The 22,007-nt window shown below is 56.6% G+C and carries 30 protein-coding genes; 23 read left to right on the top strand and 7 right to left on the bottom strand.

Annotated elements, in window-relative coordinates:
- The first annotated feature begins 21 nt into the window (after positions 1–21).
- Positions 22–1,254: a multidrug effflux MFS transporter gene (locus RZA33_RS10035; protein WP_317507670.1), complete on the top strand. Its 1,233-nt coding sequence runs from the start codon at positions 22–24 to the stop codon at positions 1,252–1,254.
- A gap of 78 nt (positions 1,255–1,332) precedes the next feature.
- On the opposite strand, the gene RZA33_RS10040 is transcribed toward RZA33_RS10035, so the two are convergent.
- The 3 genes from RZA33_RS10040 to RZA33_RS10050 all read right to left on the bottom strand — a co-directional run bounded on the left by RZA33_RS10040 (position 1,333) and on the right by RZA33_RS10050 (position 4,715).
- Entirely contained in the window at positions 1,333–1,695 is a 363-nt protein-coding gene (locus RZA33_RS10040; RefSeq protein ID WP_317507671.1) for a TVP38/TMEM64 family protein, read from the bottom strand.
- Positions 1,608–2,063 carry a hypothetical protein gene (locus RZA33_RS10045; RefSeq protein ID WP_317507672.1) on the bottom strand — a complete coding sequence of 152 codons (456 nt, stop codon included), beginning with the start codon at positions 2,061–2,063 and terminating at the stop codon, positions 1,608–1,610. Before RZA33_RS10045 ends, RZA33_RS10040 begins: the two co-directional genes overlap by 88 nt.
- 195 nt (positions 2,064–2,258) lie before the next feature.
- Positions 2,259–4,715 (bottom strand): cation-translocating P-type ATPase, encoded by a 2,457-nt coding sequence (locus tag RZA33_RS10050; protein ID WP_317507673.1) that lies wholly within the window; start codon positions 4,713–4,715, stop codon positions 2,259–2,261.
- Between the two features lie 150 nt (positions 4,716–4,865).
- Between RZA33_RS10050 and RZA33_RS10055 the strand changes: the two genes are divergently transcribed.
- Both RZA33_RS10055 and RZA33_RS10060 read left to right on the top strand, forming a co-directional pair.
- Complete coding sequence (locus RZA33_RS10055; RefSeq protein ID WP_317507674.1) at positions 4,866–5,090, top strand: heavy metal-associated domain-containing protein; 225 nt, start codon at positions 4,866–4,868, stop codon at positions 5,088–5,090.
- Between the two features lie 36 nt (positions 5,091–5,126).
- Positions 5,127–5,426 carry a heavy metal-associated domain-containing protein gene (locus tag RZA33_RS10060; protein ID WP_317507675.1) on the top strand — a complete coding sequence of 100 codons (300 nt, stop codon included), beginning with the start codon at positions 5,127–5,129 and terminating at the stop codon, positions 5,424–5,426.
- 294 nt (positions 5,427–5,720) lie between these two features.
- On the opposite strand, the gene RZA33_RS10065 is transcribed toward RZA33_RS10060, so the two are convergent.
- Positions 5,721–6,047: a four-helix bundle copper-binding protein gene (locus RZA33_RS10065; protein WP_317507676.1), complete on the bottom strand. Its 327-nt coding sequence runs from the start codon at positions 6,045–6,047 to the stop codon at positions 5,721–5,723.
- A gap of 193 nt (positions 6,048–6,240) precedes the next feature.
- On the opposite strand from RZA33_RS10065, the gene RZA33_RS10070 reads away from it, so the two are divergent.
- Together RZA33_RS10070 and RZA33_RS10075 are read left to right on the top strand one after the other, a co-directional pair.
- Entirely contained in the window at positions 6,241–6,468 is a 228-nt protein-coding gene (locus tag RZA33_RS10070; protein WP_317507677.1) for a heavy-metal-associated domain-containing protein, read from the top strand.
- A gap of 525 nt (positions 6,469–6,993) precedes the next feature.
- Positions 6,994–7,446 carry a hypothetical protein gene (locus RZA33_RS10075; protein WP_317507678.1) on the top strand — a complete coding sequence of 151 codons (453 nt, stop codon included), beginning with the start codon at positions 6,994–6,996 and terminating at the stop codon, positions 7,444–7,446.
- 119 nt (positions 7,447–7,565) lie between these two features.
- Here RZA33_RS10075 and RZA33_RS10080 read toward each other — a convergent pair whose 3' ends face one another.
- Both RZA33_RS10080 and RZA33_RS10085 read right to left on the bottom strand, forming a co-directional pair.
- The gene (locus RZA33_RS10080; RefSeq protein ID WP_317507679.1) at positions 7,566–7,787 is read right to left on the bottom strand and encodes a hypothetical protein; all 222 of its coding nucleotides are present in this window, start codon (positions 7,785–7,787) and stop codon (positions 7,566–7,568) included.
- A gap of 50 nt (positions 7,788–7,837) precedes the next feature.
- The gene (locus RZA33_RS10085; RefSeq protein ID WP_317507680.1) at positions 7,838–8,347 is read right to left on the bottom strand and encodes a hypothetical protein; all 510 of its coding nucleotides are present in this window, start codon (positions 8,345–8,347) and stop codon (positions 7,838–7,840) included.
- Between the two features lie 279 nt (positions 8,348–8,626).
- Between RZA33_RS10085 and RZA33_RS10090 the strand changes: the two genes are divergently transcribed.
- From RZA33_RS10090 to RZA33_RS10105, 4 genes are read left to right on the top strand one after another with little or no spacing between them, the layout of a single operon-like run.
- Positions 8,627–8,848: a hypothetical protein gene (locus RZA33_RS10090; protein WP_317507681.1), complete on the top strand. Its 222-nt coding sequence runs from the start codon at positions 8,627–8,629 to the stop codon at positions 8,846–8,848.
- Complete coding sequence (locus RZA33_RS10095; RefSeq protein ID WP_317507682.1) at positions 8,832–9,152, top strand: hypothetical protein; 321 nt, start codon at positions 8,832–8,834, stop codon at positions 9,150–9,152. Before RZA33_RS10090 ends, RZA33_RS10095 begins: the two co-directional genes overlap by 17 nt.
- Positions 9,153–9,157: 5 nt before the next feature.
- Positions 9,158–9,640 carry a PH domain-containing protein gene (locus RZA33_RS10100; RefSeq protein WP_317507683.1) on the top strand — a complete coding sequence of 161 codons (483 nt, stop codon included), beginning with the start codon at positions 9,158–9,160 and terminating at the stop codon, positions 9,638–9,640.
- Between the two features lie 7 nt (positions 9,641–9,647).
- Positions 9,648–10,016, top strand: coding sequence for a hypothetical protein (locus RZA33_RS10105; RefSeq protein WP_317507684.1), 369 nt, complete (start codon positions 9,648–9,650; stop codon positions 10,014–10,016).
- A 95-nt stretch (positions 10,017–10,111) separates the two neighbouring features.
- Here the strand turns inward: RZA33_RS10105 and RZA33_RS10110 are convergent, their stop codons facing one another.
- Positions 10,112–10,429, bottom strand: a complete 318-nt coding sequence (locus tag RZA33_RS10110) for a hypothetical protein (protein WP_317507685.1) — start codon at positions 10,427–10,429, stop codon at positions 10,112–10,114.
- A gap of 169 nt (positions 10,430–10,598) precedes the next feature.
- Between RZA33_RS10110 and RZA33_RS10115 the strand changes: the two genes are divergently transcribed.
- The 14 genes from RZA33_RS10115 to RZA33_RS10180 all read left to right on the top strand — a co-directional run bounded on the left by RZA33_RS10115 (position 10,599) and on the right by RZA33_RS10180 (position 22,003).
- A complete protein-coding gene (locus RZA33_RS10115; RefSeq protein WP_317507686.1) occupies positions 10,599–12,257 on the top strand; it encodes a DUF4942 domain-containing protein in 1,659 nt (552 codons plus the stop codon).
- Positions 12,258–12,341: 84 nt separating this feature from the next.
- Positions 12,342–12,560 (top strand): hypothetical protein, encoded by a 219-nt coding sequence (locus RZA33_RS10120; RefSeq protein WP_317507687.1) that lies wholly within the window; start codon positions 12,342–12,344, stop codon positions 12,558–12,560.
- Between the two features lie 173 nt (positions 12,561–12,733).
- On the top strand, positions 12,734–13,042 hold the full coding sequence (locus RZA33_RS10125; protein WP_035557818.1) for a hypothetical protein: 309 nt from the start codon (positions 12,734–12,736) through the stop codon (positions 13,040–13,042).
- A complete protein-coding gene (locus tag RZA33_RS10130; protein ID WP_317507688.1) occupies positions 13,039–13,647 on the top strand; it encodes a thioredoxin domain-containing protein in 609 nt (202 codons plus the stop codon). Before RZA33_RS10125 ends, RZA33_RS10130 begins: the two co-directional genes overlap by 4 nt.
- Complete coding sequence (locus RZA33_RS10135) at positions 13,647–14,291, top strand: OmpA family protein (RefSeq protein ID WP_240719799.1); 645 nt, start codon at positions 13,647–13,649, stop codon at positions 14,289–14,291. The genes RZA33_RS10130 and RZA33_RS10135 overlap by 1 nt, the downstream gene beginning before the upstream one ends.
- Positions 14,288–15,067 (top strand): hypothetical protein, encoded by a 780-nt coding sequence (locus RZA33_RS10140; RefSeq protein WP_035557823.1) that lies wholly within the window; start codon positions 14,288–14,290, stop codon positions 15,065–15,067. Before RZA33_RS10135 ends, RZA33_RS10140 begins: the two co-directional genes overlap by 4 nt.
- 10 nt (positions 15,068–15,077) lie before the next feature.
- Positions 15,078–15,491: a lytic transglycosylase domain-containing protein gene (locus tag RZA33_RS10145; protein ID WP_045812323.1), complete on the top strand. Its 414-nt coding sequence runs from the start codon at positions 15,078–15,080 to the stop codon at positions 15,489–15,491.
- Positions 15,488–15,850: a TrbC/VirB2 family protein gene (locus RZA33_RS10150; RefSeq protein WP_035557825.1), complete on the top strand. Its 363-nt coding sequence runs from the start codon at positions 15,488–15,490 to the stop codon at positions 15,848–15,850. Before RZA33_RS10145 ends, RZA33_RS10150 begins: the two co-directional genes overlap by 4 nt.
- A gap of 17 nt (positions 15,851–15,867) precedes the next feature.
- Complete coding sequence (gene traL, locus RZA33_RS10155) at positions 15,868–16,161, top strand: type IV conjugative transfer system protein TraL (protein WP_008958346.1); 294 nt, start codon at positions 15,868–15,870, stop codon at positions 16,159–16,161.
- 17 nt (positions 16,162–16,178) lie between these two features.
- Positions 16,179–16,718, top strand: coding sequence for a TraE/TraK family type IV conjugative transfer system protein (locus RZA33_RS10160; protein ID WP_322976204.1), 540 nt, complete (start codon positions 16,179–16,181; stop codon positions 16,716–16,718).
- Positions 16,715–17,407, top strand: coding sequence for a TraK domain-containing protein (locus RZA33_RS10165; RefSeq protein ID WP_035557832.1), 693 nt, complete (start codon positions 16,715–16,717; stop codon positions 17,405–17,407). The genes RZA33_RS10160 and RZA33_RS10165 overlap by 4 nt, the downstream gene beginning before the upstream one ends.
- Positions 17,400–18,887, top strand: coding sequence for a TrbI/VirB10 family protein (locus RZA33_RS10170; RefSeq protein ID WP_101145385.1), 1,488 nt, complete (start codon positions 17,400–17,402; stop codon positions 18,885–18,887). Before RZA33_RS10165 ends, RZA33_RS10170 begins: the two co-directional genes overlap by 8 nt.
- A 4-nt stretch (positions 18,888–18,891) precedes the next feature.
- Positions 18,892–19,389, top strand: coding sequence for a TraV family lipoprotein (locus RZA33_RS10175; RefSeq protein ID WP_035557838.1), 498 nt, complete (start codon positions 18,892–18,894; stop codon positions 19,387–19,389).
- Position 19,390: 1 nt separating this feature from the next.
- Positions 19,391–22,003 (top strand): TraC family protein, encoded by a 2,613-nt coding sequence (locus RZA33_RS10180; protein WP_317507689.1) that lies wholly within the window; start codon positions 19,391–19,393, stop codon positions 22,001–22,003.
- Positions 22,004–22,007: the final 4 nt, after the last annotated feature.

Consider the following 22,007-nt stretch of genomic DNA (forward strand, 5'->3'; position numbering starts at 1 on the left):
TCAGCTAGCAGACGATGAATAATGAGCCAAGAAACAACCTCTCCTCATGATGATCAACCTCACCGACCTGGTCGCTTTGAAGCGCTGATGCTGACATGGCTGCTCGGCGGCTACACGATGCTAGGCCCCTTTTCCATCTCGACGTATATGCCGTTCTTCCCCGAGGTCGCGGCAAGCCTTGAGGCCACAACCGTCGAGATCCAATTGTCCTTGAGCGTCTACCTAGCCAGCTTCGGATTCATGATGCTGTTCCATGGCCCTTTGTCGGACTCTTACGGCCGACGCCCGGTGATTCTACTCGGTTTGCTGACGTACACGCTCGCCTCGCTTGGCGCCGCCTTCGCCACATCCATCGAAGCCTTGCTGGTCTTTAGAGCGCTACAGGGATTGTCTGTTGGCGCAGGAAGCGTCGTCGGGCGCGCGATTATTCGGGATCGGCTTGAGGGGCATCGTGCGCAACGACTGCTTTCACAGGTGACCATGATTTTTGCCTTGGCGCCGGCCTTTGCGCCCGTCATAGGGGGCTGGCTGCATAACAGTTTCCCTTGGCAGTCCGTCTTCATCTTCCTGGGGCTCTTTGGCTTGATTCAGCTGATCGCTTCTTACACCTATCTGCCTGAGACACACCCCAAGGAAAAACGTCAACCCATGCATCCGGTAGCACTGGGTAAGCGTTACGGCACAGTCGCCCGAAGCAGGAATTTTTGGCTGCTCTCATTGAGTGTTAGCAGTAATTTTGCCGGGTTTTTCCTCTACATCGCCTCTGCGCCACTGTTCATTCTTGACTATCTGGACCTGGAAGCGGATCAGTTCGGCTGGTTCTTTATCCCCGCCATGTCTGGCGTGATACTAGGCAGTTACCTTTCGGGGAGGGTTTCCAAGCGCCTGGGTGCTCAGGCAACGATTCGGTACGGCTATATAACGATGTTTGTGGCAGCGACATTGAACCTGGCGTACAACCTGCTGCTGCCGCCACTCATCCCCTGGATCATCCTGCCCGTGGTTCTCTATACCACAGGAATGGCATTGGCTATGCCAGGCATCACGATTTTGACCCTTGATCTGTTCCAGTCGATGCGGGGCATGGTTTCATCCCTGCAGGGGTTTATCCAGACCATGTTCCTGACCTTCGTTTCCGGTGTGGCCGCTCCGCTGCTGTCAGGTACGGGCATTAATTTGGCCCTCGGGACGTCGGGCTTCCTCTGTTTGGGCTTTGCGGCATGGTGGCTTTATGCACGACAGGTCGATTCATGAGCATGCCTAGCGTGAAGGAACTTATAAGCTCAACGGTGCCTATCTTGTGGATTCACCCCGGCCAGTGGCCCGTAGCGGCTAAATCCTCCGCTTCCGATACCGGCCCCATAGCCACTTTGCCGCGATCGGGATCAGCGTGATGCTGCTCAGGAGAAACAGAAGTGTTGCCGTGCCTGTAGACTCGATGTTGATAAGCGCTTCACCAAAATAGGTGAGCACAAACGCAATCGGGATCACGCCAGCGAGTGTAGCGATGGCAAAGCGCCAGAAAGCCAGCGGCGTGAGCCCCGCCGCGTAGCTCACGACGTCAAACGAGATGAACGGTACCAGCCGCGAGGCGAACACGATGGCCGTCAGCCTCGTTTGCGATCGGCGCTGATCGAGCCACCGCAACAGCGGCCGCAGACGCGCCCATCGTCGAACAGCCTCGTAGCCGAGCAACGGGCCAGCCAGAAAGCGATCAGTGCGCCTCCCTCAGCACCCAGTACGACGTAGAGCGTGCCCCAGAGAGGGCCATAGGCCGCGCTGGCGGCCATCGCGATCGGTCCGCTTGGGATCGGACTCATGACGATGGCCACCATCATCAGAACAACGATTACCAGCGGTCCCCAAGCGCCCAACCGATCGACCCAATCACGCAGCGCCTGCTCATCGATCAGGGTCGCTAGCAGGCCCGCCTCGGAAAGTCCCCAATAAAGGCCAATCAGGCCAAGAATAACCACCGCACCGAATGCGATCTTAACAGGGAAAATCAGTTCCTCACCGCCACCGGTCTCACTCGATTTTTGGGAATCAGTCGAATTCGTCATGGAAAAGCTAAGTCCGCGTATCATCTATGGCCTGTTCCTGAAAAACGTCCAATGTATGTAGTGATAGAGACTCTTCCATTTACTTAATAGCGCTCAGCCAGACGCTGAGAGTAGGAGGTCGAAGGGCCAGCCGAGAGAACTGAAGCAGACGCCCACGCGGATCGGCCCTCACGGCGGAGTTGTCTCCAAAGGATTTCATGACCCGGTTGCGGCCTCCGCCGCACCGACCGGGCGACCGACGCTCAAGATGGCGTCGATAAACAGTCCCGGACGTCCCCAGAGCGAGTTGATAAAGATCGCCGTCACACTCACGGCCATCGCCACCATGGCCCAGACCGGGTACAGCAGGCCCGTCGCCGCGATCGGAATACCGACACCATTGAACAGGAAGGCCAGCGTCACGTTCTGCAGCATCTTGCGGTAGCTGTAGCAGCTGATCTCTCGGGCCTTGGGCAGGGCATCGAGGCGGTTCGACAGAATGATGATATCGGCCGATTCGATGGCAATGTCGGTGCCGCCGCCCATGGCGATGCCGACGTCGGCCTGCATCAGGGCCGGAGCATCGTTGATGCCATCGCCCACCATGGCGACCCGACCGTCCTGCTGCAACTGACGTACGCGATCGGCTTTGCCATCGGGCAGTACACCCGCGTGTACTTCATCGATGCCCGCCTCGCTTGCGACCCGCCGCGCCGCGCGCTCGTTGTCGCCTGTCAGCAGCACGGTCCTGAGCCCCGCCTTACGCAGGCTGGCGATGGTATCCTTCGCTTCGGCCCGCAGCGCATCACCCAGGGCGAGTACTCCCAGCGCCTGGCCGTCGCGCGCGACCGCGATCACGGTTCGCCCGGTTTCCTCCAATGCTTGAATGCGCTCTGACACCGGGGAGAGTTCAACGTCACGGCCCGTCAGGAAGGCCGGGCTGCCGACCAGGATCTTACCCTGTTCGGTGTGGGCGATGACCCCCTTGCCGGGTACCGCTTCAAAAGAGTGAACCTTCGGCAATCGCACCCCGTACTGCAATGCCGCGCTGACTACCGCCTGCGCCAATGGATGCTCGGAAGCGCCCTCGGCGGCGGCCGCGAGCGCGAGCAGATCCTCCTCGGTACCGTCGAGGACCTCGATCTCACGTACCGCCGGCCGCCCTTCGGTGAGGGTGCCGGTCTTGTCGAGCACGATCGTGTCCACCAGACGCAAGCCCTGGAAGGCTTCGCCGGTGCGCATCAGGATGCCCTGCTCGGCCGCCTCGCCCGCACCGCGCACGATCGACAGCGGTGCGGAGATCCCCACCGCGCAGGGATAGCCCATGACCAGCACGCTCAGGCCGGCGAAGATCGCCCGCTCCAGATCAACTTGCCCGGCCAGGAGCCAGGAGCCGAGCAGCCAGCCGATGAAGGCGAGCGCGGCAATAATCAGTACCGCCGGCGTGTAAACCTGCAACACCCGGTCAACCAGATGCAGAAGTCCGGGCTTGAGGGCGCGCGCGTCTTCCACTTCGCGAATGACCTTTTGCAGAAAGCTGTCTTCGCCAACGGCGGTGGCTTTCACCAGGAGGGTGCCGGTGCCGTTGATCGAGCCGCCGATGACGGATTCGCCTTCGGCTTTCTCCACCGGCATAGGCTCACCGGTGACGAGGGCTTGGTCCACGGCCGAGTGGCCGCTGACCACCTGCCCATCCACGGGCACACGCTCACCCGGGCGTAACCGCACGAGATCGTCGACCGCGACCTCCTGGATAGGCAGTTCCTGCTCCTCACCATCGCGCACCACACGGGCCGTTTCCGGCTGCAGGTCCAGGAGCCGCTTCACCGCCTGTGAGCTGCGGGTCTTGACGATGAGTGACAGCCACTCGGAAAAGATATGGTAAGTCGAGATCAGCACGGACACGGCGAAGAAGGCCGCCGTGGGATAATCCTGGGGCTGAAAGATTAGACCGATGACGCCGCCGACGAGACCGGCGAAGGCGCCCGCCTCCAACAGCACATGCTGGTTCAGGATCTTTCGTCGTAACGCCTGCGTGGCCATAAACAGGATGTGCCGGGCGATCCCGAAGACCATAACGACGGCAAACACCGCGGCAATCCACGGGATCGCGCCACTGATCTGGGTTTGCTCTCGGACCAGCACAAAACCCAAGGCCATGGTGCCCAGGGCGACGGCGCCACCGATAGCCGTTGCGAGGCCGCGCGCCCTGAGGACGAGAAAGATCATGCCCAGGAGGCTGAGCAGGACGACCCCCTGCACGATGATCGAAGCGAATCCCGTGCGTTCACTGATCAGCGTGATTGTAAGCAGGCTCAGCGCCGTCGCCACCAGAAAGCGCCGACCTTCATTGACCAGATCGCGCTCGTCCTCCTCGAAAGGACGCACTTTACGTGGATCGGAGACGGTATAGCCGATGTCGCGCAGGGTCTGCAGCAGCGCCTCGGGCCGCGCCACACTCGGATCATACTCGACCAGTGCCTGCTCGTGGGTGAGACTCACCGAGACCTTGTCGACCCCGTGCTCGCGTCCCAAGGCTTTCTCGATCGTCCCGGTGCACAGCGAGCAGTGCAGGCCGCCGATCCGTGCCCGTATGCGCGCCCGATCCGGTCGGCTGGCCGGCTCCTCGCTCCATAATGGCGCGCCGATGTCGGATGGTGTGGATAAGGTCATGGCGCTCTCCCTGAAGACAGTAGATTTAACTCTACAGCTTGGAGTACGGTCCAATGTCAAGCCCAGAGGGCAATTTTGCCAACCCTTGACCCTGGAGGGACTCCAACCCTTATATTCTTACGAGATGCTACGGGAATAAGGAGGCCAGAGATGATTGAGGGCTTAAGCTACATCGTTACCGGCGACGAGAAAATTCACTGCGAAGGCTGCGAAAGCAGGATTAAAAATGCACTTCAGCGCCTTGAGGGTGTGCATCAGGTATTTGCCAATGCCGAAGGGCAGAGCATCCGTGTGAGCATCGATCGCAGCCGAGTCAGCCCTGAGCAGGTTGAAGCGCGTCTTACGCAAATAGGCTATGACGTTTCACGTACCTGACCATCCCAAAGCTTTAGCTGAATCAGGATCAAACTTATGAAGCGATTCATCACAGGTATTGCCGCAATGCTGATGTTGGCGTGGGGCAGTTCCGCCGCAGCCGAAACCTATGTACTGACTATCGAAGGCTTCGGTTGCGACCTCTGTGCCCATAGCGTGCAGTCCCGGCTCGAGCAGCTCACAGCGGTTGAAGAGGTGCGCGCAAGCTTCGAAGACAGCGAGGCCTTTGTGCAGACTCAGGACGGAACGGTTCTGACCGAGGATAAAGCTCGCGAAATCGTCGAGGGAGCGGGGTTTACGCTCACGAACTATCAGCACGTTACAGCCGAACAGTGATGTTATGAAAACGGTGAGGCACTTGCGCCTCTGATGCTGGCTTCACGGCATCATTCTGTTGTGCGCTGGCCTTGTAACTATCGCCTAAGAACAAAGTCTCAGCAGGTATCTCGTTTCGCATAGGAACGCCGCTCAGCCGCAAAATGCTAATATCGTTCCTCGAGCTCACATAGATGCAGATAGGTCTCGATATGGAGGGGTGGCAATAGCCTCTATTGTCACCCCTCCAAGCTACTAACAGGTATTTGCACGGCCGCCCTGAAGCGAGACGGCAGACACCTGTCGCAGTGTCTACTAAGCGGCCATCTCGCGGCAAGCCGTTGCACATTGGCGGCAAGACTCGGCGCATTCGCGCATCAGCCCACCATCCATTTTCTCGCACTCGGCCGCGCAGGCATCGCAAAGATCCGCACAAGTTTGGCAGGCACTGTTTGATTGGGGCAGGCCGCTGCTCATGAGACGAATACAGAAGAGGCAGGCCTCAGCACAGGCATAACAAAGCTTGATGCACTGCGCATTCTCTTTCTTACCTTGGTCGATACACTCCGCAGCGCACTGCAGACACAAGCGGAAGCAGTTCAGAATGGTCTGTGTAGACTGGTCATTTGCTGTGTTGGTCATTATGTCATCTCCTTCGGTTCGATTTGACGGGCTCCGCCCGACGCCCTTAATGCTCTTCTTGGGCACCTCAAACTCTAGAAGGCTGGAGCGGCTCCAAGGCAAGGAGATGGCGTGACATTTTGCAATTTCGAATCGCTTGACATTCGAGCGGCTCTAACCCTTATTTTCTCTATGCTAGTTAGAGGATGAATTTATGTTCAAACAGGTCAATTATGTAATCGTTGGAGACGAGAAAATCCACTTTGGCGGTTGCGAGGCCCGTATCAGCAATTCGCTGCGCCGTCTGGATGGGATTTATGATATATCCGTAAGCGCGGATGAGCAGAACGTCTCGGTCAGTATAAATACCGATTTCGTGAGTCCCGAGCAGATAGAAACCTGTCTAGATCAGTTGGGTTACAAGGTCGTGACTTTATCTTAACCGTAAACGCGCATAATTATCTTACGGTGCTGCTTGCCGCTTGATAATGGTACCAAAGTACAGCGAGGCTATAACCTGCCGCTAGCCGCCTCCATCAGTGCTGCGTTGTCTTGCACCCGGCGAAGTGGCCATAGGCATCACCAAGAAGCAGTTCGTCTTCGAAGGGGGTTGTGTCCTCCATGTTGACCACCCTTCCACCCTTCCACCCTTCCACCCTTCCACCCTTCCACCCTTCCACCCTTGCTCACTTGGCCCGCATACCAGTATCCGGTTTGTAGGGAATGGCTACTCACACTGGTGAAGGCTGTCGCGGCTAATCATATGATCAGTCCCGGAGCTGTACGAGGCGGACCTCAAAAAGATCCGCAGCGCTTCGGTATTGTGCTGGGACGGATGGCAATGAGAGGACGATTTCGCGTGCGAAACATTAGGTAGGAGCTGGAATGATCTTACAGGGCTGCCTGAATGAGGAAACTATGGCAACCTTGATCGGCAAGCTTCATAGAAACTGAGTGGGGAAATGTTATGTCGGAGTGGACGTGCGACGTGTGTGGCGGGCCGATTAAAGGGGTCGAGGACGGCTGGGTTGAATGGCTGTCTGGGAATGATGGGGACAAAGATCGTAGCCTACGCTTGGTCCATAACCGGCCCAGCTCTCCCAGGGCAAATGGCTGCCAGTATGATGGGACACTGGAATACCGTAAATCGGGAAGCACGGTGGCTGACCGCGACCTGGGGTTTTTCAGCTCGCAAGATGGCCTAATGCAGCTGCTCGAGTTCATCTCCCTGGACCGCTTTGCCGAAAAGGAGGAGGTACTGCAAATGATCAAGCGACTGCATGTGCCTGGGTATGAGAAAGCGTATCGCCATCTTGACCACGCAGTACAGGAGGGAGTCTTTGAGCCCGATGGGCCTCGCAACTATCCAGATCAGTATCAAATCAAGCTCACCAACGAGTGGCTTGATTCGCAGCGATAGCCTCTCTAGTAGGCATTGCTCTGTTTCGCATGCGGAACAATTAAACCGGCCTCCAACGAAAGCGGGCAGCATACCGTCAAGGTTGCTGCCCGATCGCGTACTTGCAGTCTTGCATGGGTTTAACTCGGCTCAGTGTCCTGGTCATCGAGCGTTTCAGAGGCAGCGGAAAGGGCCGCTTCGGCACAGGCTGCCGCGTTCTCGCCGACTTCTTCGGGACTGAGCTTACCCCCTCTCTCACCAAGCAGAATGGCGTGCATGGCAGTCATCGTGAAGGCTTCCAGTCTCGTCATGTCCAAAGCAGACTTATCGAACCGCGAGGTGTTGCAATTATCGTCAGCCATTTTGCCCTCCAAAAGCTTAGCGGCCACTACTTGAGTGGCCGCTGGTCGAATCAGATTCGTTCCCAGTCACCACCGGCATTCTGACAAGTAGTGACATTCTGATCACTGTCCTCGGGGCCACCAGTAACAGTGATGTGGTAATCAATGCAGGTACGGCCTTCACCATCGACATAGGGATCGCTCTTGGCGATGTTCTGTTTCATGTTGGCAACGTCCTCGAACCCGACTTCGGATTCGCCCTGCAATGCGGTGAAAGCGCTTCGCATCCCCATATCTGCCAGTCCTAGCGCGCCAGCGCCAACAGCACCGTAGGCAGCACCGCTCATACCTGCTTTCCCGCCATTAACCAAACCCTGAACGCCCTGCATGTGATTGGCCGAGTTTGCGCCTGCTGCGCTGGCGCTATTGTTGTTGCGGCCTCCAAGCACATCAGCCACGCCTGTGATCGCGTTGACGGCTGAGTTCTGCAACATGCCAGACCCTTGCGGAGCTGCGCAACCGGCAGCCAACAGCAACATTGATGTGGCAGCCAAACCCTTGAGAGCACGCTTGATAGTCATTTCGATCCCCTTTTAATCCCTTGTTTTGGTGGTCTTAGGCAAAGCTACTGTCCAATGTATAAATTATACAAGACGACGTTTTCAATTTCAAACTCTGCGAAGCATTTTAAGACAACGTATCCTCTGCGCTACCCAGAGCCATCACAAGTGCAGCGTTACCCAGTGTATCGCAGAGCCGTTGGTCAGTAATCACGGCAATTAGTAATGACAAGGCATCAATAAAAAGTGTCATATATTTATAGTTAAAAAATGTCGTCTAGTATAGTTAAAGTTGGTATTATGGATTCAAATACTCTAATTGCGAACGCGCACGACGAGCTTTCCCTGCTCTCACGACTTGTCGTAGATCGGGCGACCATGCGCGAAACCAACGGAAAACTGACGCTGATCATTGATGAGGAGGGGGCGCGGTTACTGACAATGGAACGGGTGCGCCAAGAAATTGAGTGTGCCGTAAAGAAAGTGTGTGGGCTGGAGGTTGCCTATGAGCGGGCCGCGTAATTCCCGCCAGGCAAGACAGCTTGTTAGGCGTCTTGAACGCGACTGTGACCTGAAGTGGCCAGGTGGCGCTGACAACGCGGCTCTGTTTCATGATCGCTCAGCCAGTCGATGGGAACTCCACACACTCGAAGGCCCCTCGCTACCTGTCATCTCTGGCCCTACCCCTCTTACCCACTTGCTGCGAGATGGGTTCGTCCTGATCCGCTGGCCGGATGACAGCATCGAGCTTTTCCATGTTGAAAATGCAGAATCACAATTGAGCCACCGGCTGCACGAAGCGGAGGTGGCAGCAGCCGGGAGTTGAAATCCATGAATAGCAAGACCACCTTCCGAGTTAGTCACCGCGCCCTATTGGGCCACTGGTTGCTCGTACCCCTAGGGGCTGTGTTGCACTTTGCGCCTCATGCCCCCTTCGCCCTCGCTGGGGCGAATGCTCCAGCACCTCTGACGAACATCCTTTCCTGGGCAGGGATGGGGCTAGCTGCCTGGGGGTTGCTGAACGTCGCCTACCAGCGCCTTGCTCACGAATACGCAATCGGCTCCGATCGCGTTATAGAGCGGCACGGCATCATCGCCAGACGTGTTACCCCCCTGTTTATTCATCACATTCGCTCGACCGAAGTACACCAGACGATTGTGGGCCGCTTACTGGGATACGGGACGGTGGAAATGTCGGCGGCAGGCACTAGCACAAGCGAGGCTCGTTTTGATCGCGTGGCCAATCCAATGAAGGTCATGGCCTCAATTAACAATCACCTTGAAAGCCTTGAGGCTGGGACTGGAGGGGAGTAGTTAAATAATGGACTCACAAATTTCCGCACTTGCTGATGTTTTGATTCCTGGCCAGGGCATTGTGTCGACGGATTGCCACCAGGCTCAGGAACTATTGCCCCATCGCCAATTGCTCACGCAAGTATTTTTGAAGGCGATTGACGACCTGAAAAGCAATAACCTAAAGCACCAGGTGTCGGCGGCTGAGTTTCTGGCTGGCCCTGTTGCTGAGGAGTATATCGGCCACCTTGGTTTGCCTGAGTGGACGCCCAAGCTGGCGCTACTGATCCATGCTCAATGTGAGCTTCGTACTTGCCTTGAGATACCCGAACAGCTAGAAACGACCCTTAGCCAGTATGCACCGCCCGAGGCAGGCGAGCGCCGCGCCTCTTTGTGATTTGCTGGGCCGCAAAAGCATCTTCATCCAGGATGTGACGCAGCGGGTTGGCTAGCCAGCCCGCTTCCCCTGTCAGTATTCCCCGCCTTAGCCTTCTACGGTTCTCCGTTCTCAGAGTCGCTGCTAGTTAGTCTTGCCCCTCCTTGACACTCTAGCCATTCATCCAGCGCCAGCAGCTTGTCCTTGGGCAATCTCACCTCGACTGCCACGAACACCCGCTCTACTTCCGCCTGTATTCGCTTTGCTGCCTGAGAAACAGCAGCTCTGGACACGCCATGCTTATTGGCTGCTTCGGCGTATGTGTCGCACACCTTCGTAATCACCTCTACAGCTGCATTACATGCACGACCATTCATTCTAAGCCTTGCCAGTGCTGCGTATAGCTGTTGATTGCTGATGTTATCTGTGGGCATGCTCTCTCCTTAAAAGTGTGCGTTGAACACTTTATTACTTGTCGTAAACAGTTATTCTGTATTAAAGTGTTTACATCATAACGAAGGCAGCCGGTCGGCGTCACCTACGCAGGAGGCCAGGCACCTCGGAAACTCGCTTGTAATAGATCACTAAATAGGGAGCGGCACCATGATTCACGAAGCCATTGATAGCCACGACAGCACTGAATACCTTGGAGATATGGGCGAGTTCTTTGCCCCGGCCTCGACAGATATGGTCGATGGGTTGGTGGGGCGCTACAACGCAATGCGTAGGCGTGTGGAAGAAGTGGCGGCACTGCTTGATGGTGATCGTAAGGGTGTCATCAACTACTTCATCCAGGGCAACCGCAAGCACGACAACACACGTTACTCATCACTGTCCGCAGAGAATATTTTTATTGAAGAAGGCGCGATCGCAGCGCTGAACGCTGAATATTGGGACCGGGCCTTGAAGATGACCGATGTTCTCGACTTCATGCCTCAGACTCGCCGCAGCGAGTGGTGGGAGCAGATTAACGAGATGAAAACCCCGGACTTCACTGAGGAAACCGTCAGGGCAACCCTGACCGAGCTGCTAATGATGCGCGGCACCTTCCTAGCTGAGCGTGTCGACGGTATATTCCGCGCCCTAAGCCGTGAGCATGTTACCAATCGGCCTGAAGGTTTCTACAAGAGGATGATCCTCAATTATGTCGTCACTTCCTATGAGACGGTGAATCATGACCAAGCAGGCCATATCAATGACCTTCGCTCAGTCGTTGCTAAATTTATGGGCCGCGATGAGCCAAACTGGCAGGCCACCAGCCGATTGATTGATATTGCACGGCGCACCCCAGGCAAGCGGTTTATGGTTGATGGCGGCGCTCTGTACCTGAAAGTCTTTAAAAAAGGCACGGCGCATCTTGAAGTACACCCCGAGATTGCCTTTCGCCTGAACCAAGTGCTGGCGCATTTGCACCCGGCTGCAATTCCTTCCGAGTTCCGTACACCTCCCAAGCGAAAGCCTAAAGACTTTGTGCTAATGGATCGCCCACTCCCGTTTGCGGTCATCAATCTACTCAGCTCCATGCGCAGCGTACCTACCCGCTGCCCCAGCCACCTGCGTCATCTCGAAATACGGGCACCGAAGACAGAGAACCCTTGGGCGATTGAGTTCGATTATGGCGCGAAGGACAAGGCAGCGCTGGCTGAGGCTGAGCAGGTACTCATGGCTATCGGTGGGGTTAAGATGGGCAGTGATAACGGCGCGTCGTCGTGGTTTGAGTTCGACTACCACACCAAGCCGGTTTTGGATGAGATTGTTGCCAGTGGTTGCATCCCTGACCATAAGAGCCACCAGTATTACCCCACCCCGGAACGCTTGGCGTATGAGGTTGTAGAACTGGCCGAGATCAACGACGAAGATACGGCACTAGAGCCAAGTGCTGGCCAGGGCCATATTGCTGATATGCTTCCCAATGATCGCACTACCTGTGTCGAGCTGGCACCTCTGCATTGCAAGGTGCTGGCGGCGAAGGGGTTTCGCTGCCATCAAGCCGATTTTCTGGAATGGGCAAATACGGCCAGAAGCTACACCAAAATAGTCATGAACCCGCCGTACAGCAAAGGTCGCGCCCTGCATCATCTTGAAGCCGCAGCGGGTTGTCTAGCTCCGGGCGGGCGGCTGGTGGCTATCCTCCCCGGCAGCATGCGTGGCAAGGATCTGCTGCCAGGTTGGGAAATGGCATGGCCAGCTAGCTATCAGGGCGAGTTCACCGGAACTGGTGTGAACGTGACCATCCTGGTGGCCGATAAGCCCGCCCTGTAAGAATTGAGCTGGCGCGGTCGATGCGATCGCGCCAGCTTTAGCATTTGAGTTAGCATCCCGAAAACACATCCTAACGGAAAGGTAATGGATCAAGGGCGCGACGAGGCTTACCGCTTGTCTCATGAATTACACAAAACGCTGGGCAGCTATCAGCCCTCTCCTTATCTTCCTTGGTCGCCTGAGGATATGGCGTGGCTCGCTGGCGCTGATGATGCCTCTGGAGCGTATTCGACAGTCGATTATGAGCAAAGCAGCACCTCCCCCTCTCCTCGCTCTAAAGAAACCCAGCTCTCCCTGTTCTAAGCCTCCCTCGATAGTCGTTTTCATCTCCCTCTAAGCCTTGGCAAGCGCCAGCAAAGCGACTCGCGCAAAAAAAATTTCTACTTCCCCCGGTTAAGTGTCAGTGGCTGCCCTATCTACCTGCGAGGCCCATTAAGGGCACCTATGAGAGAGCACCGCTGGGAGGCGGAATTGAGATGATGGCGATGCGAGGCAGCACGCTTATTGGCGTGGCCATATTAGTATGGGTCGCATGGATTGTTCTGGCGACCGATTCAGAAGCTCGAATTGAGCGTACCTGTCAGCCCGTTCTGTGGTTTGGCAATGTGGCAACTTCACTGACGCAGCTAACCTTTCCTAAGCAACAGGAATCGGTGCATGAGGCGTTTGAATCAGCTGACTATGCATGTCGCTTTACCGTGTGGCGCTTGCTGCACGAAGACGCCTGGATCGAAAGCCACCAAGGTAACGAATCTAGTGATCAGTCGGGGGAGAGCGACCAATGATTTCCCCTACCCGCCTGCTACACCCCATCCGTAGAATTCTCGGTGTCACCGTGGCCACCTTGGGGCTCGCTGCTGGCGCTCATGCCGGAAATGATCAGCCTCTGGCGCTGGTTGAGTTTGCCAGCTTCGATTGCCCGCACTGCCAGGCCATGGACAAACACCACTCTTCTATTCAGGCAGCCGTCGAAGCGGCGGGCCTGGAGTACCGCTATGCTCCTCTGCCTTCCCATACCGGCCTTGAACGAGCATGGCGCGAACGCGCCTATTACGCATCTCGTTCTATTCCAGGGGTCGCCAATGACGTTCGCAAAGCCTTTCTCACGGCTGGCGAAACCGGGGTTCCCCTCAAGGACTATGACGATGTGCTGGCGCACCTCCAATTGCATGTTCCCCAAGTTCGGTGGAACGAGTTTGCGGACGACCATATCAGCGATCCCAGCTCTGTCGAGGCGATTGAGCGAGCAGCGAGGCTTGCTGGTTGGGCAGGTCTTCGTGAGTACCCTGCCTTTGTCGCTGTGTCTCGTTCTGAAGTGAAGCTATTGAGCCTGTCGGGAGACGTTGCCGAGAGGGCCGAGGCGGTAATCAAGTACCTGGAGAACCTTTGATGACACTGCGAAACCCTGTGCTTGCTGTCGCGCTGACAGCTGTTCTCGCTGGCTGTGCAGCACATCCTCCGGCTCTGGAGCACGCACGGACGTCAACGCTACCTGAATCGTATAACACGATGACCAGTCGGCATGTGGTGATCCCTGCCTATACGCTTCAAGGGGTCAACGCGACCCGTACCACCAACTGGTACTACGGGGCTGGCCAGGGGCTTGATCGCTACGCTTACGGCGGCACCGTTTACGACGAGGCCTATTGGCAGCAGCGCCATGCCTCAATGCTGGATGACTACAAGGACGCCATGGAGTCTGTGCCTCTGGCGCGCTTCCATTTCGAGTTCGACTCAACAACGCTGACGCCTACCTCTCAGCGTGAAATGGCTTCCTTCCTGGAAGGAGAAGACCTGGCTGGCCGTGTGCTCATTGTTGGGTACACCGACCATATCGGCCCTGAGTCCTACAACATTTCACTCTCACAGCGCCGCGCTGATGCGATCGCGGGACAGCTCCATTTGGCTTGGCCAAAGGCCCGGTTCCTGACGGAAGGGCATGGCATCTATCCCAAGTTGGTTGACGGCACGACTGATGAAGCGCGGGCGGCAAACCGTCGCGCCGAGATTTTTTACCTGGAGGCAGACCAATGAACGTCTTTATCGCCCACGCCCAGATTCTACGAAAAGAGACGCCAAAGGAGCGCGGTCGTTCTGGCCTGATGGTGCTCAAGGTTGGTAAGAACAAGCGAAGCACAGAAGCCCTAATCCAATCTGTAAATCAGATCATTGTCCGAATTCCGAATCATCTATCTGATCGCGCAGCCAAGCTGGATGTTGATTCTTACATTGAAATTTTCGGCCATGTTGGCGGCATTGTGCGCCGTGCACACCACACGGGTGAGCAGCACCTGAGTGCCGAGTTGGTGGCCAACAACATCCAGCCGGCTGCCCCGATGATCGAGGGCAACATCGAAAAACATCTTTTCAATCGTTTCATTGCGATTGGCTTGCTGAGGGGGGTGAAAACTCCCGAGAAGGAGGGACCACCCTCCACAGCGTACCTGCAGATCGGCCCTGACCGACCGGACCTGGGGCGCTCCTTTCAGCATACCGGCGTGGTGTCCATGGCTGCTTTTGGGCGCGTTGTCGATCGACTTGTCGAGTACGAGGCCGGCACCGCCCTTCATGTTGAGGGACGAGTTACCGGCCTATTGCGAAAGATCCCCAAACCAGGAGCAGAAGGCGGCTTCGAGGAAAGTCTGGAGGTCGGGCTGGTGATGGATCGTGTCAGCCCCACTGCCATGGTCGCTGAGCGGATGATGACGCCGTTTGATGTGGCCAAGCCTGAAGCGCAGAACACCCCAGAAGAAACCAACGACGAAGCTGGCGCTGGGGAATCCGCGGCAGTGGCTGAAGAACAGCGCTAGGAGGTGGTCAATGATTGCCCTACCTGATTGTGTCCCTGAAATCGCTGATTACTACCAAGTACCCATCGAGATTGTCGCGGCAGTGCGTCTTCAAGAGAGCGGCAGCCGAGGGCAATTAGTGGGTCGCATAGGTCCGAACAAGAATGGCACTTACGACCTAGGCGCTATGCAAGTCAATACATGGTGGCTCGACCAGGAAACCAACCGGAATTACCTCCAGCAATGGGGAATTACCGAGCGTGAGTTGTTGGAAAATGAGTGTACGAATTTCGCTGTAGGGACGTGGATTCTCTACGACAACATCACGCGCTACGGCGAGTGGGAGGCGGCATTGGCCGCTTACAACGCTGGGTCGCCGAATAGTCCGGCAGGCCAGCAATACGCAAACGAAGTCCTCGCGACATTAGGAGATCAGTACCAATGACTACTTCCGTAGATACCCAGGCCACAACCAAGCAGGGCAAGCTCGCTCATCTAGTCGAATGCCTCCGCATGAACAAGAAGCGAGCAGCAGAGCGCTCACTGTTGGTTGCTACTACCGCTTTCCTGGCGATGCCAGCATGGGCACAGGAAGACTTTGAAGACTTCGCTGACAAGGTTGAAGAGCTGGCGCATGGGCCCTTCGGTATCGGCATTTCCATTCTGGCGCTGATCATCGGTTGCCTGGTGGGCCTTGGACGTCAATCTGCTGCCCCTGCGTTCCTGGGTCTAGGGATCGCCGGTGCCTTTGCGGTCGGCCCCTTCATGATCAAGGAAATCTTCAGCTGGTTCTCAGGCACCTGAGTTAGGAGTCGCGGGTCATGTCTAACGAGTCCTATCGGATACCGCAGGATGTTGATGCCCCTATCCCCATCTTCGCCTGGGAGATGACCGAGGTGGTTGTCGCCATCATGGTGATCGGCGTGGGCATCATCATGCGGTTTTTTATCCCAGGCCTATTTGCGGGGATCTTTCTCATGATGATGGCTAAGAAGATGCGTGCCGGCCAGAAGCGGGGACAAGTGCAGCATGTCTTGTGGCGGATGGGGCTCAAGTTAGACCCGCTGCTTGGCAAATACGCACCTAGGCCAATGCGATTGGAGTACATTCGCTGATGAAATACCTCAATGCATTGCGAAATCAGTGGGTCGCTGCCAGGGGCTGGATGTTCTGCACCCTGCTCCTGACTGGGTTGCTGATCTATGTCTTGCAGAGCTATGTCCAGCTCAGCGCCAATATGCCAACCCGGCTGGTTCCCTACAACCTGCACGTCGTGGATGGGCCGGTCGAGGTGGGCGCCAGCGCTGGTTATACCGATGCGAGCTACCTCACTGAGATAGCCATGGCGGATGCCCAGCTGCACAGCTCTTGGACCCCAAGGAACGTGAGAAGCCAATACGCTCGGTTCCAGAACCGGATGACGCCGGCCCTCTATGCCAAGGTCGGCAATGATCTACAAGCACGGATTCCAGACCTGGAGAAATCTGAGCGTACCCAGGCCTTGTTCATTGAAGGGACCCAAGTCCTAGACGGCACAGTGCGAGTTTATGGGCGCTTGCGGGCTTGGCATGGCACCGAACAGATCGAAGACGAACCGATTGCTTACCGTGTCCGCTATTCCTTCAGCGGTGGCGTTCCGTATGTCGCTGGTTTCTCTTTGGAGGACGAATGAAAAAGCCTAAGATGCAGGGGCTGGTCATGGTGGCGGCGCTTGCCGTCGCCACCTTTGTCAGCGCCAGCGATGATGTCCAGAAGGTGGTTGTATCCACCGATGCTTATAACCGGCTGGTATTCCCAGAGCCGTACTCTACGATTGTTATCCCCCCCGAGGCCGAGTTGCGTGACAACCCTGTGCCGACTGATGGCAAACGTGGTCTCCTCATCCGTCCTGCAGACGAAGCCGACCCGTTCTCTATCTTCATCCAGCTGCGAAGCGGCGAGGCCTTCACGGTGAAGCTAGCGCCGGAAAGCGGCATCGATGCCCAGGTGTTCCGGTATCGAAACGCCCCTGACCTATCCGCAGAGCCCGAAAGGGAAAGCCGGCCCAAGGATCGTTGGATTGCTGACACTATCCTGTCCGCTTTCCAGGGGGCTCGCCCTAGCGGGTTTGAGCCGGCTGGCGCCCCGCCTAGTGCCCGACTTGAAATGCCTAATGGCGGCACGCTCAAGCTCACAGCGGAAACCCAGTACCGTGGTTCCGGCCATGTCGTGAATATTTACCGGCTGTCTTCTGATACCTCCCTTGAAGTCGAGCCTCGTGACTTCTACCGCGATGGCGTCGTTGCTGTTTCCTTGGAAGGGGACACGGTAAGTGAGCGCGATCAGCCCCGAATGATCGTCGTGGAGGTTGACCGTGGCTGAAGATCAGAACAACCAGCAGCCGAATGAATCGGGCCAGGACAAGCCTTCTAGGGTGGCCAAGGCCCGAGCTAAGTCCAAGGTAGTCTCTCAGAGCCTGTTGGAGCGAGCGCAGGGAAGAAAGTGGCTTCTATATGGTGGTGGGGCCTGCCTAGTCATCTGGCTTGTGGCAAGTAACGCTATTAGCGCACGAGACAACAGTAGCAATAAAGCGCCCCCTCCCCCGGAATTTATGGACACCACGCCGGATACACGGCATGGGGAGGAAGTCACTATTTCCCGACTTCAACAACAGTTAAGGGAGGCTCATGAAGAATTGGCAGACCAGCGCGAGAGTCAAGAGCAGAGGGATGCACGACTTCAGGCGCAGCTCGAAGAAATGCAGGCTGGCATGGAATCCGAACGCGAGCAAACGCGGGAAACCATGGAGTCGCTGCGCACACGACTAGCCGATATTTCTAGCGGAGATGATGGCACCAGTGAGGTTCGCATTGGCACATCTTCAAACAGAAGCACCGACGCCAACCGTGCCCCGTCTGACTATCTTCGCCCCCCCCGAGGCGACGACGCTAGCGCGGTACCTCCGCCCCCGGTAGCGCGTCGAGATGGTGACTCTGGCCGTGCCGGTTTACCCCCGAGGCAACAATCGTCGACACAGGGCGGCGTCATTCCTTCACAGTTTCCACAGCTCCAGAAGGAAGAAGGACCGGCTGACCCGATCGTACTCAATGGCTCAAGTGGTGAGTCCAGCGCTCGCATCTTACGTAATGAAGCGGCTCAGCAGGATGACGAAGAAGAGGATCTGGGGCCACCTAAAGCTGGGTTCCTCCCTATGGGGTCGTTCTCTGAGGTGGCAATGTTGACTGGCGCTGACTTTGGCGCTGCCGAGCGTACCCGCAACAACCCTCAGCCGGTGCTATTCCGCATTCAAAACGATGCATTCCTACCTGGCAGTGCGCGGTATCGCCTCGCTGACTGCTTTGGTATGGGCGGTGGCTACGGTGATTTGTCGAGCGAGCGAGCGCATATCAACGTCTCTCGTATTTCCTGTGTCGATACACGGACTGGAATGATGCTTGAGTCTCCAATCAATGGCTACATCGTGGACTCGGATGGCCGTCTGGGGCTTCGCGGCAAAGTTGAGCGACGTGCTGGCGCCCTGCTGGGTAAGGCCATGCTTGCTGGCTTCGCAGAAGGCGCCAGCAGCATTGCTGCAACAGCAGCTCAAGGTGCTGAATCGGCTGTCACAGGCAGCGGCGTTGTCACCACCATCGACCCGAACAGTGTCGCCGAGGTTGGCATGTACGGCGGTGCAGGCCGCGCGATGGAGATACTGGCAGAGCGTTACATCGAAGAGGCTGAATCCATGTTCCCGGTGATCGAGGTTCCATCAGGGCGCCGTGGCACTGTTGTAATCCAGGAAGGCCAGAAGCTCGAGTGGGAAGCCTACGAGCTGGCCGACAAGATGCCGAGCGAGGGCTAATACGATGAGCTTAAAGTTGATGATCCCCTTGACCGCCCTGCTGTTCCTCGGTGGGTGTGCCACTGTCCAGCATGATTGTGAGCTGGGAAGCGAGTGTGTCGGTACCGGCGATGTTTATGAAGCTGCGGTGGCAAATAGTGGTTCCTCTGAAACAGTGATGGAGGGCCGTAAGGATGGCTCAGAAGCTGAAGAAGAAAAGATCGAGCAATGGCGACCCTATAGCGGGGGAGGCCTAACCGATATGCCTGTCTACCAGCCAGGTAAACCGGTGCGTATCTGGGTGGCGCCATGGCGCGGTGATGACGGCATTCTACGATCGGGCGAATACCTGTATGTGACTCTGCCTGATGACTGGAGTTATGGCCAGCTGCGTGACGATGGCATTGGGGCAGGCATGATCGGACCTTCTCCGGGTGTTCAACACATCGCGCCGAGAGGGCAAGACGCCAGCGTGAATCCTTATCGCATTCAGCCGCAAATGCAGATCGTCCCGGAGAATTGATATGAAGATAACCGCGATGACTCGTATGCGGCACCAAGTGCGCCGCATGATCCAGCAGGGCGCTCCCGATTATGGCGATCGCGCCCTCCCCCTCCAGGCAGCCGAGGCGCTGACTGAGCGGGATGATCCCGCGAGCCTGCTCCCCTACATCGACTATGAAGATAACTACTGTGTCCGGGATGATGGTAAACATCCTCAGCTTGGCTTCGGCGTCCAGTTTGCGCCATTGATGGTGGCTGGCAAGGACATCGAGGAGCAAATCGAGTCGCTGATTACGCGAGCGCCAGCGGACACGGTTATCCAGTTCGTCGCCCATAGTTCGCCGGCCATTGAGGACCGGATAAATACCTGGCAGGCACGGCGGTTACGTTACTGCAAAGACCCTATGCTCCAAGAGCTGGTAGAGCGCCGTAGCAAGCACATGCTTGACGCCGCGGCCGGGAACAAAAGCCTCCTACCGAATGAGCGTCTATATCCCCGGGAGGTGCATTACTTCGCCTTTTTCACCATGACCTTTGGCGGTGACCCAGAGCATGCTGAAGAGATTCGTTCATGGCGGCACATGTGCGACGAATTCCGGCAGTCGGTGATGGGGACATTCAGCTCTATGGGCCTGTCCCCTGCCCTGATGAACGAATTGGGTACGCGACGTGTGCTGCGCCGCATAGCCAACCCACAAATGGTGCCAGGGGAGCTTCAACGCCTGGAGGAGGAAGGTGGTCACTTCATTGATTCCATTTTCGATAAGCGCACACGCATTCGAGTGAAGTCCTCGGGTGCAGTCCAGTTTAGCGACAATGAAAGGGAGGTGGATGTTGTCCCTTTGACCATCGACACCTACCCGGACTACCTGCGTCTCTACATGACAGGTGACATGCTTGGGGAGTTGAAGTCGGCGACCGATCGGATCGCGCCGGCCTACTGGATGTATACCACCATCTACAAGCCGAACACCGAAAAGGCTCGTGATGACATCACCATGCGAATGGGCATGATCTCAAAGCAATGCATGAGTGATTCCGAGTGGTACAAGGGGATGATGCCGCACCTCTTCACGCGGCGTAGAGATACCCAGCAGCTGCTCAACGATACTCGCTCAAACTACTGCCCGGTACGCATGTGGTCGGGGATCAATATCATCACCGAACCCGAGCGAGCAGCTTCGGACGCGGACTATGTTTCCTCGTTGTGGCGGAAAGCAGGCTTCAGAGCCTCGCGTGAACGCTATATCTCGCTGCCTATCTGGTTGTCGTCTTTGCCATGGGGCTACAACCCACGCATGGACAAGCCTACATCAGGCCTTCAGCGGGCACAGATGGTGTCCAGCCTAAACGGCGCTTGCGCCTCAATCTGCCAGGGCGATTGGGGCGGTAACGGGCCAGTAGTACGCAAAGACCCACAGGGGAACCCTTACCTCTACGCAAACGGACTGTTGCTGGTTTCTCGCCGCGGTCAAATGTCGTGTATCGACATTTTTGATTCGGCCACCTCATACAATTTTTCGGTGATCGCGACCTCGGGTGCGGGTAAGTCATTCCTTGCCAACGAATTCGTTACCGACATGCGCTGTCGTGATGGCGTGGTCCGTATCATTGACGTGGGCGGCTCTTATAAGGAGCTGTGTGAACTGCTGGGCGGTCAGGAACTGAGGTTTGATCCTAACCATCCGGTCTCACTTAACCCATTCTGGGGTATCAAAGGCAAGCAGCGTTACGACGATGATGAAGGTGGCAGCGAGATCGCAGAAATGATCCCGGTGCTGAAGGATGCCATATCTCAGATGGCGTTCCCCCTAGGTGAGCCCGACAACTACGAATACCAGTTGATCGAAAAAGGCATCCTTGAGGCGCACGATAAACATGGCGAGGTCATGGAAACCAAGCATGTCTATCAGTGGCTTGAGTCCCGGGCAGACAGTGATCCGGTGGCCAAGAGTATTGCGTTGCAGTTGGAGCCGTATGCCGTAGGTCGGCATGCCGCATGGTTCAACGGTGAGCCCCAGCTGGATCTTTCCAATGAGTTCACCATACTCGAGCTGGAAGAGCTAAACGTCGATCGTGAGCTTCGGAATGTGGTCATGACACTCCTGATGGCTCGGACGACGCGGGACATGTATCTGCGCCCACGCAACATCCCGAAAATGATGCTGATCGATGAGGCATGGGATCTACTCGCGGACCCGAAAAGCGGGAAGTTTATCGAAACCGCCTTCCGGCGCATCCGTAAGTATTACGGCAGTGCCGGCTTCATTACTCAGGGCTTTAAGGATACCGACCTGTCGCCGGCCGCTCAGGCTGCCTTCGACAACGCGCCATGGACATTCGTACTCAAGCAGTCTGGTCCCTCGCTGGACTACGCCCAAAAGAACGGTAAATTGGGCGGTGAGGATGAATTCCTGTTCGATATGCTGCGCGGTGTGAAGCCCGGTGCCGGCTATTCGGAGGTCTTCGTCAAGCACGAGAGCGGGGGTGGCCTTTTCCGCTTTGTGGTCGATCCTTACTCCTACTTCCTATATTCGACCAATCCCAAGGACCAGGCACGCCTGATGAAGCTCACCGAGGAGGGCCACAGCACCCAGGAGGCCATCCGCATGCTGGCCGAGGGCAAAGGGTAGGCTT

Origin of the sequence: Halovibrio sp. HP20-59, from assembly GCF_033052795.2 — a bacterium.
Lineage (GTDB): Bacteria > Pseudomonadota > Gammaproteobacteria > Pseudomonadales > Halomonadaceae > Vreelandella.